This window comes from Chitinophaga sp. OAE865 (assembly GCF_040546735.1).
Lineage (GTDB): Bacteria > Bacteroidota > Bacteroidia > Chitinophagales > Chitinophagaceae > Chitinophaga > Chitinophaga polysaccharea_A.
The window spans coordinates 7,168,906-7,180,437 of the sequence record NZ_JBEPOF010000001.1 but is presented as its reverse complement, the minus strand read 5'-3'; the positions used below and the strand labels follow the sequence as shown (position 1 = coordinate 7,180,437).

The window sequence follows — 11,532 nt, the reverse complement described above, 5'->3', positions numbered from 1 at the left end:
CACATGACCACTAATCTTGCTGCATTTAATACCGGCGATTATTATGCCGGCCCAAAGTGGAAAGTGCTGTTATGGTACTTTTGTAACTATTATATTTTTAACAGTGCTTTTCCCTGGCCTTATGGCTTCAAAAGCAGGCTGCTGAGGCTGTTTGGCGCCCGTATAGGTAAAGGCTTCGTTATAAAGACCAAGGTGAGGATCAAGTACCCCTGGTTACTCAGCGTAGGCGATCATTGCTGGATAGGAGAATCAGTATGGATTGATAACCTGGCCCCGGTAACGCTGGGCAATCATGTTTGCCTCTCCCAGGGAGCCTTGCTGCTGACAGGTAACCATGACTATAAGCAGGCCGACTTTCCCTATCGCCTGGGTGCAATTCATATTGATAACGGCGCATGGATTGGCGCCATGGCAGTGGTTTGCGCCGGTGTAACCTGTGGAAGCCATGCAGTGCTTACTGTGAACAGTGTAGCCTCAAAGGATTTGCAGCCCTGGCAGATTTATTCCGGTAATCCTGCTATGTCCGTACGCAAGCGGGAAATTAATGCGCATGCGGTAACCTTATTAAATACGGCGGCTATATGAAAAAGTGGTGGTTATATATCGCGTTAACAGGTGGTTGTGCAACCGCATGGGCACAAACCCACATAGCGGATTCACTGGAGGTGCACGCTGGCCTTACCGGTACTATTGCATCAAAGGACTACCAACCGCTCTGGCTCATGGCGAATCATTTTGGTACCATCAGCGACCGGAAAGGCGATGTATCCACACATATAGGTTTCAGCAACCGGCACGTATGGAAGGATGATTTCTATATAAGATATGGTCTGGATGTTTATAACAATGACCAGTTCCATCAAACATTTATCGAACAAGGGTATGTGAAAGCCGGTTACCGGCACTGGGAAATCAGGGCCGGGCGATATGAGGAGATCATAGGGGAAACAGATAAAGATCTCAGCAGCGGTTCTATGGGTATCAGTGGAAATGCGCTTCCTATACCTAAAGTTGGTATTGCCGTAACAGACTATACCAATATTCCATACACAAACGGGTGGCTGCAGTTTAAAGGGCTTATCAGCCATGGTTGGATGGGAAACGATCAGTATATCAAAAAAGCCTGGTTGCACGAAAAGAATTTTTATCTCCGCATAGGTAAAAGAAAACTAAAGGTATTTGGAGGTATCCAGCATTACGCCGTATGGGGCGGGAACAGGAAAGACCTGCCCAGGATCACCGCCGACTGGCAGGGATTTATGGATGTGCTGCTGGTAAAAACAAAAGATGATGGTACAGTGGGCACTACTGATATACAGCCTAACAGGCCCGGCGATCACCGGGGTATAGTAGAAGGAGGTATTGAATGGGAGAATGAGCGGCTGTTGCTTCGTATGTATAATCAAACACCGTTTGAATCCGGGCAGGGAATAGATATCCGTAACATCGACCGACTCCTTGGCATTGTTTATATTAACAAGCAAACAGGGGGTTGGCTGCAAAAGATCACAACTGAGTTTATCTACACCAAACAAATGAATGATTTTTTTCCCGCTTCATCAGCGTGAAAGCTACTACAATAACGGGGTTTATCTTACAGGTTGGGATTATCATGAGCGGGTGATCGGTACACCGCTGTTTATTGACAGGGACCGTGGGCAGCATTATTTCCCTTCCATGAAGCCATTCAACTGGGATGCCCCAAAAGATTCACTGCGGGCAAAAGGAGGAAACATCATTAATAACCGTATCATGGGAGTGCATATTGGGGCGCTTTATCATCTCCCCAAAAAAATTACCGGCAGAACATTAATTACCTACACCCAGAATTATGGGACCTACACCAACACCGTACTTTTTAAACCCATGAAACGGCAATGGTATGCATTACAGGAGTTCCAGTACCAGGTAACCGCGCAGGGGCTGTCCCTGAAAGCTTCAGTGGCAGTGGATCAGGGGCAATTGTCCGATAACGTGGGGTTTATGATGGGTGTATTATGGAACTGGCGGAAATAATTAAAAATAACGTATATGGGTAAACGAATATTACTGATAGGCGGCAATTTCTCACCAGAGCCAACGGGTATAGGCAAGTATAACGGGGAGATGATCAGTTGGCTGGCTAATAACGGGTACGACTGTACGGTAGTTACAACTTATCCTTACTATCCGCAATGGCAGGTGCAACCGCCTTATGAACGGTCAAAGAACTGGTTCAAAAAGGAAGTGCATCCGCAGGGAAAGGGAACATTCACTGTGTACCGTTGTCCGCAGTATGTACCGGCGGAGCCTTCCGGGAAAAAAAGGATGCTGCAGGATGCTTCTTTTGCTGCTGCTGCGTTTATTAAGATAATGCAGCTGGTGTGGAAAAAGAAGTATGATATTGTTATTACCGTAGCGCCTCCCTTCCACCTGGGGCTGCTGGCGGTACTTTATAAAAAGCTGAGAGGGGCCAGCTTTGTGTATCATGTGCAGGACCTGCAGATTGAAGCTGCGCGCGACTTACAAATGATCCGCTCCCGGGGGCTTATCAACGGGCTGCTGAAGCTGGAGAAGATAATCCTGCGACAGGCAGATCATGTGAGCAGTATTGCAGATGGTATGATCCGGAAAATCAGTGACAAAGCCGGAAGGGAAGTATTTTATTTTCCTAACTGGGTAGATGTAACGCAGTTTCATCCACTAACGGAGAGGGATATGTTAAAGCAGTCGTTTGGCTTTTCGCCTACTGATAAAATTGTGCTGTACTCAGGAGCTATCGGGGAAAAGCAGGGGCTGGAAGCCCTGTTGCACGCAGCCGCTGCATGGCAGCACCGGAAGGAAATGAAATTCCTGATCTGCGGGTCAGGGCCTTATAAAGAGAAGCTGGAGCAGCTCGCTGCGGAACTGCAGTTAAAGAACACGATCTTTTTCCCGTTGCAACCGCTTGCAGAGTTTAACCGTTTCCTGAACATGGCCGATGTGCATCTCGTTATACAAAAGGCACATGCCAGCGATCTTGTGATGCCATCAAAGTTAACAACCATACTGGCAGTGGGGGGTATTGCCCTGATCACGGCCAATGAAGGCACCGGGTTGTATGACCTGGTTAGCCGTTATCAAATGGGCATCCTGGTAAATGCGGAAGACCAGGAAGCCCTGCAGGCGGGCATAGGCAAGGCGGTGTGGGGAAACACAGCAGACATTGCAAGAAATGCCCGCGAATTTGCCACCGGCCACCTTTCAATTTCAGGAGTGATGACGCGCTTTGAAGAACAGGTGGCGTAGCGTTTTTATTGATCAACCATATTCTATTTTATGCTGAACCGGTATCTCAAAATTTGCAGTATCCAGTTGATTGTGCTGGATTTTATCTGGCTGAATGTATTGTTTTTCTTAACCAGTTCCTGGTTGCAGCGGTACGACCGTATGCAGGACATTGATGTGGATATTTTCCTTGTGGTATCAAACCTTTCCTGGCTGGCCGCCCTGTACACTACCGGTATCTATTTTCTCAGCCAGCAGTTGTCGTTTGACCGTATTGCCCGTAAAACCATACAGAGCATAGCGCTATACCTGCTGTTGCTGTTATTGTCGTTGTTCCTGACAAAGCAGTTATATTCCCGGTTGTTTATCCTGAGTTATTGTACCAGTTTTCTTTGCATGGTATTGCTGGGGCGCTGGCTTTTTTACAAGGTGACCCGTCACATCCTGCGAAGGAGCGGGGTGGAAAAGAAAGTGGTGATCCTGGGGTATAACGATCTTTCCAAACAACTGGCCGACCAGTTGATAGAAGATAACAGCAACCTGAAATTTGAAGGCTATTTTGAGGAGTACAGTAATGTACATGAGCTGTCTTACTACCCGGTGATCGGCAACCTGGAAGCCTGTGTGCCCTATGCACAGTCTAACAACATCCGTGAAATATATTCCACATTATCTCCCGAAAAATTTCCTTACCTGTATACACTGGCAAGGGAAGCAGAGCTGAATTTGATCCACTTCCGTTTTGTTCCGGATTTCAAACTGTTTGTAAACAGGCAGATCTTTGTGGATTACTTCAATAATATTCCTATTATTTCATTACGCTCCGAACCGTTGGATGATATTGCCAACCGCATCCGTAAGCGGGTGTTTGATATTATTTTCAGCGGCCTTGTGATTGTTTTTATTCTTACCTGGCTGATCCCTTTACTGGCGCTGCTGATCAAGCTGGAATCCAAAGGGCCGGTATTTTTTATACAGTACCGTACGGGCCGGAATAATATGAATTTCCCCTGCCTGAAGCTACGGAGCATGTATGTGAACGATGAAGCGAATGCGAAGCAAGCCACGCGGCACGATAGCCGGTTTACAAGGATAGGGCGTATCCTCCGGAAAACCAATCTCGATGAAATGCCTCAATTTCTGAATGTATTTATGGGCGATATGTCTATAGTAGGTCCCCGGCCTCATATGCTCCGGCATACCGAAGAATTTTCAAGGGTAATCCAGCAGTATATGATCCGTCATTTTTTGAAGCCGGGTATTACGGGATGGGCGCAGGTATGCGGCCTGCGTGGGGAAATTACAGAGGAATCGCATCTGCGCAGAAGGATAGAACATGATATCTGGTATATGGAAAACTGGTCGGTATATCTTGATCTGAGGATTATTTTTTTAACGATCCGGAATACGATCAAAGGAGATGAAAATGCGTTTTGAACAGGTATGGTTTATGTAAATGATAACCTGGTAGATATTTTGCAGATATCCGGCAAAGATCTAAATTAGGATTATCTTGATATAAATTATTCCTATGGAGATAAGAGCCATCATTACAGGAAGTACCGGAATGGTAGGGGAAGGGGTGTTACATGAATGTTTACAGCATCCGGATGTAAAGGAGGTGCTGGTCATTAACCGTAAGCCCTGCGGGGTACAACATCCTAAGTTGAAGGAAATCATTCATGAGAACTTTAATGATATGTTACCCATCGCCACGAAGCTGCATGGCTATAACGCCTGTTACTTCTGCCTGGGTGTTTCTTCCGTGGGTATGAAAGAGGATGCCTATAAACGTGTCACTTACGATATCACGATGGAGGTAGCCCGTACACTGGCTGCCCTTAATTCAGATATGACCTTTTGCTTTGTATCCGGCGCGGGTACAGATAGCTCAGAGAAAGGACGGATCATGTGGGCGCGGGTAAAAGGTAAAACGGAGAATGATTTGCAGAAACAGCCGTTTAAGGCGGTGTATATGTTCAGACCCGGTTTTATGCGGTCTACGGAAGGATTGAAGAATACCAGCAAATATTACAAGTATATAGGCTGGGCCTATCCTTTTTTCAGGCGTGTATTTCCACAATGGGTATGCACCCTGGCGGAGGTGGGACAGGCCATGATCAACGTTACCCGTTATGGGTACCCCAGGACAGTATTGGAAGTAAAGGATATTGTGGCTTTGGCTCATCATCCGTAAAATACTGGTAACCTGGGGGATAGCAGTTCACTTTATATAGCCTAAGGGATGTATATTTGCATCTTGTTACTTTAACAGTGTAACAGTTGTAGGTTATGAGATGACTGGAATATTCCTATCCCGGGTCCAAATAAAAAAAGGCGGTGCTCAGGCGCCGCCTTTTTGTTTTATCTGCTCATAAGACAACTTTATTAGGTTATCTCCCCAAAAATCCTTTACTTCACGTTAAATTGACGCAAACAATATATGAAGCCGTTCCACGAGTATAAGAACCCTTCGCTGGCGATAGACCTGGTGGTATTTGGTTACCACGACAATACCCTGTCGGTATTGCTGCTGAACCGTAAGGAGGAGCCTTTTAAGGACTGCTGGACCTTACCGGGCGGTTTCCTGCAAATGGAAGAAACCTTCCTGGATACCTGTTATCGTATCCTGCAAACCAAGTTGGGTATGAAAGAAGTATTCCTGGAACAGCTTTATTCTTTTGATGCGGTAGGCAGGGACCCACGCGGGCGGGTTATCGCAGTAGGATATTACGCGCTTATTAATCCTGCTAAATTCAGCGTGGCAGCGGGTAGTATGGCCAACGACGTAAAGTGGTTCAATGTAAGGAAAATGCCTGCCCTGGGTTTTGATCATAAACATATTTTCAAGCAGGCGCTCCAGAGGCTGCGGTCAAAGATACAGTATGATCCTGTTGGATTTGAGCTGCTGGATGAGCTGTTTACCATTACGGAGCTGCATGAGCTCTATGAATGTATCCTGCAAACCACTATTGACCGCCGCAATTTCCGCCGGAAAATACTGGATGCCGCTTATGTGATCAATACTGGTCTGAAACGCGAGGGATTAAAGAACAGGCATCCCGAACTGTATAAGTTCAATAAACAACTGAAAAAAAATAGTTTCCAGATCAATGTTCCCAACGAAACCTGATGTTATGGAAAAAATCACCTACGCCCCGGAGATCTTTATCATCAAAGATTTTTTCAGCACAGAGGAATGCGCCGCCCTCATAGAAAAGAGCGAGGCAATAGGTTATGAAGAAGCCACTGTAGACGTGGGCGGAGGCGTACAACGTATGATAAAAGGCGTACGGAATAATGAGCGGGTCTTGTATAAGGACCAGGCTTATGCTACCTTTATCTGGGAAAGGCTGAAAAATTTTGCCCCTGAAGGAAAAGATAACAGGAACGCCTCAGGAGTAAATGAATTGTTCCGTTTTTACAAATACAGCACGGGCCAGCGCTTTAAAATGCATAAGGACGGCAGTTTTGAGCGGAACCGTTTTGAAGCCAGCCAGTATACTTTTATGATTTACCTGAACGAAGCATATACCGGCGGAGAAACCATTTTTGCCTCCGGCGAGGTTATCCGGCCAGAAACCGGTACTGCCCTGGTATTTCATCATCCGCTGCGGCATGAAGGTTCCCTGCTTACCGCCGGTGTGAAATATGTGCTTCGTACAGATATTATGTACAAATAAAACAAAACATGCCCGCAACCTACGTAATAGGTGACATACACGGTGCGCTGAAGGCCTTGAAACAGCTGGTAGAGCGTATCGCGCCGAAAACAACCGATACATTGATTTTTTTAGGAGACTATGTGGATGGATGGTCGGAGTCAGCCGAAGTGATTTCCTGGCTCATGGAACTGGAATCGCAATACCACTGCATTTTTATCAAAGGAAACCACGACGCCTGGTGCGAGTCCTGGCTGAATGGCATAATGCCGGAAGCTTCCTGGCAGCGTAACGGTGGCAAAGCCACCGTGGAGAGCTTCAATAAACTATCGCCTGAGGCGCTGGAATGCCATCGCCAGTTCCTGAACCGCATGCTTATGTACTACATTGATGACCAGAACAGGTTGTACATACATGCAGGCTTTACATCCACGCATGGCCCTGCCCATGAAAGGTTTGAGCCTATGCTTTACTGGGACCGGAGCCTCTGGGAACTTGCCCTGGCGATGGATCGCAGTATACCCAGGGATTCAAAGTTTTACCCGAAAAGACTGCTGCAGTTTAAAGAGATCTATATTGGTCATACGCCCAGCCTTAATTATGGGCAGGAGCTCCCCATGATCGCCTGCAACGTACATAATATCGACACCGGGGCCGCTTTTAGAGGCAAAATTTCCGCGATGAATGTGGATACAAAGGAGGTGTGGCAGAGTGATGCGGTGTATTTGCTGTACCCGGGGGAGAATGGCCGGAATCCATGATCCCGGCCTTTTAATTTATTGGCCTAAAGCTGTACGAACTGTTTTTAACTCATCTGTCAATATTTTATTGGTAGCTTTTACCTCCGCTATTTCTTTTTGCATGGAGATCAGATGTAAGGTGAGCTCTTCCACTTTTTTCAGGAGTATAGCGTTCATATCTCCCAGGTCCTGGCCATTTTCAGTCACTTCTTTTGCGGAAGGAACTTCCGGTAAATGTTTGTTTTCCCGGATGAAAGCTTCGGTTTTCTGGAGAGATAGCAATGGGTAGTTTTCCTCAAAAACATAATCGGGCCAGGTGGTAGCTTGTGTTACTTTAACCCTTCTGGCTGCAATAGTGCCTTCTACAGCGAGCTTGTTGGTGCCGGGAGCAGTGGTGCCGATGCCTACGTTACCATTGGCTTTGATCATAAGTAACGATGTGCCGTAAGAATTAATGGCAAAGACGTTGGCGTTTGAAAGCTTTGTATTGGTTTTACTTCTTCCATCTAACATAACAGCAGCGGAATATGGCTCCAATGCCGAAGGAGCAACATCTTCAGCCTCTCCGTTCAAAGAAATGCCATATGGCCTCCCAGGGCTATAGGACCGGCCAATGATGCTCGGGATATAGGCGCCTGTCTGATAAGTGGCATTAGAAAAACGGAGTACGGCTTCTGTTTCAGCAACATTAGTGTAAGTAAATTTGGCCAGTGGTATTGGCTCGGCCCCTTCGGCGGCAGGTAAACCGGAAACATGCAATTGAGCCGTAGGAGAAGCTGTATTAACCCCTGTAAACCCATTACTCCTCATAACAGTCAGATACCTTGTCTTGAGGCTCCCATCATTATTATAAGCAAATAATGCAAAATCACTGCCCTGGAGGTTAGTGCCACTTTCTACATTGGTGGTTCCCAGGCCCCACCGATAAAGATTGCTCTGCATTAACATATAGTGGCCTGAACCAAGCCCGGCGCCGGTTATACGGGAAGTCGTGAACATGCCCGCCCGGCCAATTCCATCTATATTAAAATTAGCACCACTCTGTAATGTAGTCTGGTTAAGGATCTGCGCATTACTCATCATCGTTGTAAAACAGCAAAAGGAAGTTAACAAAAAGAATCTTTTCATGATAAGGGATAATAAAAGTCAGGTTACAAATATCATCCAAAGGTGTAAAAAATTTCACACAAAAAAAAGCCCGGAACGCTCAGGTGTACCCCCTCGCATTCCGGTGCTTTACACTATAAGACAACCTCTTACTGGATCACTTCCTGCATTCCCTGCATACCGGCGCCCATGTTCTTTCTCTTAAACAGGCTGGCGTCAATTTTACCAAACCGGTAAGCAAAGGTCAGGCGCATCATCTGCGGGTCGCGGAGGCGGCTATAATATTGTGTGAAATAATCGCTTTGTGAATACTGGTCAGACCAGCGTGTTCTGAAGATGTCATTCACGCTGAACGTCACGGAAGCGGCATTGTTTTTCAGGAAGCTCTTTTTGATAGCGGCATCTACACCATAAAAAGAAGCAATGTAGCCCTGGGACGCATTCTGTGATTGCTGCATGGGCGGACCGGCCTGTACGTTTTTATTGTCATTTACCGGCAGGTTGGTTTTCGATTGGTAGGTGCCGGTGAGCTGCACTTCAAAATTAGCGGGCAGCTTAAAGGTATTGTTAAGCTTGCCAAACCAGCTCCAGAGCGCATCCTGCGACTGTGTAACGTTATCGGTATTGATCTGTGAATTATACACATTCACATTGGCCGTGGCGCTCCACCATTTGGTGAGATTATACATAGCGGTTAGTTCCGCACCGGCGGAATAGCTGGAATTCGCATTGATGTATGTATTTACCAGCATCTCCTGGCCGTTTACCGGATCGGTTTCCTTGATGAGGTAACGGGTGATCAGGTTGTTGGTATGCCTGTAGTAAATTGATGCCAATATAGTATTGTTACCTTTCAGCGTTTTCAGGTACGACATTTCCAGTGAAGTAGTGAACTCCGGTACCAGGCCCGGGTTACCTTTCGTGATATTCAGCTTGTCGGTAGAATCAGTGAAAGGGATCAGCTGGAAGAAATTGGGCCGGTTAATACGACGGGTATAACTCAGCTGCAGCTCCTGGTCATGTTTCAGCTTCTGGCTCAGAAACAGGGAGGGGAACAGGCTTACCGGGTACTTATTTGAAAAGTGCTGCCCGTTGTTCAGCAGATCGCCGGTATAATTGGAGCTTTCAGCACGTACGCCTACCTTGTAACCGAAATTACCAATGGTATTGGATACGCTAACATAGGCTGCGTATACATTATCGCTGTTCTTGTAATTATTGGAGGCGGCCGGGATCAGTACATATTTCTGTGTTTCCTGGTCCAGTATATAGTTGTTGAAATTGCTCTTCGTGTTACGGATAGAGGCTCTCAAACCTGTTTCCAGCTTTAGTTTCCCTGTAAATGGTTTTACATAATCCGTTTGAATGGTCATAAAGCTTACGGAGCCATTACCCAGGATCTGCTGTATATCGCTGCCGCTGATATTGCTGCCGTTGTACCGGTCGGTCCGGTAGTCGGAGTTATTGTCGCTCTTTCCACCGAAGTAGTTAAAGTCGGCCGTCAGTTCCTCTCCCTCTTTAGGGAAAAGGTGTTTCATCCCCAATACCACGCCGTTTGCGTTGAACTTATTGTGGGAAGTGGAGTTACGCTGGCTGAAAGCCGGTATGGTACCGGATTTATCCAGGGTGTCGGTATTAATATCGATCCTTTCGGATGGATTCATGGAGCCATGCACCTTAATACCGGCAACAGATAAAGTAGTACGGTTGGTAACAAACCAGTCGAGCCCAAGTTTACCAAAAACGAAGCCTCCGTCTGTTTTATTGGCGTTGTATTGGTTAATGAAGGTAGGTGGTTCGTCTGCAAAGTTATTCCGCTCGGTAGTACCATTGGTACGTCCTTTCATCTGGTTGCCCATTACGCTGGCGGAAATATTTACCTTATCCTGGCGCAGGTTAAAGTCTGCGCCGCCATTTACAGCGCCGCGTTTATCCACGCCGGCACGGATGTTACCGTTGTAACCGGTTTTGCGGTTCTTTTTCAGCACAATGTTCAGGATACCGGCGCTTCCACCGGAAGCATCATACTTGGCGGAAGGATTGGTGATCACTTCCACATTTTCGATGGCATCCGCAGGAATCTGCTCCAGCGTGAGGGTAGTGGGTCGCCCGTCGATGTACAGTTGCGGGGCACTGTTACGCAGGGTTACATTACCGTCAATATCCACATTTACGGAAGGCACGTTTTTCATCACGTCCAGCGCAGTACCACCGGCGCTCACGATGTTTTTTTCCACATTGAACACCTTTTTATCGATATCCATCTGCATCAGCGGTTTGGTACCGGCTACGGTAACGCCCTGGAGCTGGGTGGTGCTCACTTCCAGCTTAATATTGCCCAGGTCTTTTTCAAATGGAGGAAAGGTGACCGGTTGCTCAATGGTTTTGTACCCGGTAGCGGTGATCCGCAGTTTCATCGGGCCTCTGCCGGGAAGGTCTTCCAGGCTGAACTCACCATTACCTTTGGTAAGTGCGCCTTTGAGCAGCTTCTCCTTCATTTTTTTTGTGGCGCTGTCCATCCGGTTTCCGAGAATAATTACAGATGCGTACGGTACAGCTTTTCCATCGGGGTCAATAATTTTGCCATATACATGGCCACTCATACCCATACCCATCGGCATTTTGGCGCCTGCGGGCGGTTGAGCTACAGCACTCATTGAAAGCAAAAACAGGGTGATAAACAAATAAATCTTATGCATTTTAATATAAATTCAGATGACGCAAAAGTATAGTCACCAGATGGATAAAATGAATTAAATGAGATGAGTGGGGAAAAA

The 11,532-nt window shown here is 46.7% G+C and carries 11 protein-coding genes; 9 read left to right on the top strand and 2 right to left on the bottom strand.

Annotation, left to right across the window (positions count from 1 at the left end; translation table 11 throughout):
- Positions 1–3 precede the first annotated feature (3 nt).
- The 9 genes from ABIE50_RS28555 to ABIE50_RS28515 all read left to right on the top strand — a co-directional run bounded on the left by ABIE50_RS28555 (position 4) and on the right by ABIE50_RS28515 (position 7,669).
- Positions 4–585 carry a WcaF family extracellular polysaccharide biosynthesis acetyltransferase gene (locus tag ABIE50_RS28555; protein WP_209861926.1) on the top strand — a complete coding sequence of 194 codons (582 nt, stop codon included), beginning with the start codon at positions 4–6 and terminating at the stop codon, positions 583–585.
- Entirely contained in the window at positions 582–1,568 is a 987-nt protein-coding gene (locus ABIE50_RS28550) for a capsule assembly Wzi family protein (protein ID WP_354028216.1), read from the top strand. Before ABIE50_RS28555 ends, ABIE50_RS28550 begins: the two co-directional genes overlap by 4 nt.
- Positions 1,540–2,016 (top strand): hypothetical protein, encoded by a 477-nt coding sequence (locus ABIE50_RS28545; protein ID WP_354028215.1) that lies wholly within the window; start codon positions 1,540–1,542, stop codon positions 2,014–2,016. Before ABIE50_RS28550 ends, ABIE50_RS28545 begins: the two co-directional genes overlap by 29 nt.
- Before the next feature lie 15 nt (positions 2,017–2,031).
- A complete protein-coding gene (locus ABIE50_RS28540) occupies positions 2,032–3,267 on the top strand; it encodes a WcaI family glycosyltransferase (RefSeq protein ID WP_209861919.1) in 1,236 nt (411 codons plus the stop codon).
- 30 nt (positions 3,268–3,297) lie between these two features.
- On the top strand, positions 3,298–4,683 hold the full coding sequence (locus ABIE50_RS28535; RefSeq protein ID WP_142686445.1) for an undecaprenyl-phosphate glucose phosphotransferase: 1,386 nt from the start codon (positions 3,298–3,300) through the stop codon (positions 4,681–4,683).
- A gap of 94 nt (positions 4,684–4,777) precedes the next feature.
- Positions 4,778–5,443: a Rossmann-fold NAD(P)-binding domain-containing protein gene (locus tag ABIE50_RS28530; protein ID WP_209861917.1), complete on the top strand. Its 666-nt coding sequence runs from the start codon at positions 4,778–4,780 to the stop codon at positions 5,441–5,443.
- 246 nt (positions 5,444–5,689) lie between these two features.
- Complete coding sequence (locus ABIE50_RS28525; RefSeq protein ID WP_209861913.1) at positions 5,690–6,379, top strand: NUDIX hydrolase; 690 nt, start codon at positions 5,690–5,692, stop codon at positions 6,377–6,379.
- Positions 6,380–6,383: 4 nt separating this feature from the next.
- Positions 6,384–6,929 carry a 2OG-Fe(II) oxygenase gene (locus tag ABIE50_RS28520; protein WP_209861900.1) on the top strand — a complete coding sequence of 182 codons (546 nt, stop codon included), beginning with the start codon at positions 6,384–6,386 and terminating at the stop codon, positions 6,927–6,929.
- Positions 6,930–6,937: 8 nt separating this feature from the next.
- Positions 6,938–7,669, top strand: a complete 732-nt coding sequence (locus ABIE50_RS28515; RefSeq protein WP_209861898.1) for a metallophosphoesterase family protein — start codon at positions 6,938–6,940, stop codon at positions 7,667–7,669.
- Between the two features lie 15 nt (positions 7,670–7,684).
- On the opposite strand, the gene ABIE50_RS28510 is transcribed toward ABIE50_RS28515, so the two are convergent.
- Complete coding sequence (locus ABIE50_RS28510) at positions 7,685–8,776, bottom strand: hypothetical protein (RefSeq protein ID WP_209861894.1); 1,092 nt, start codon at positions 8,774–8,776, stop codon at positions 7,685–7,687.
- Positions 8,777–8,904: 128 nt separating this feature from the next.
- The gene (locus tag ABIE50_RS28505) at positions 8,905–11,454 is read right to left on the bottom strand and encodes a TonB-dependent receptor (RefSeq protein WP_209861891.1); all 2,550 of its coding nucleotides are present in this window, start codon (positions 11,452–11,454) and stop codon (positions 8,905–8,907) included.
- Positions 11,455–11,532 lie beyond the last annotated feature (78 nt).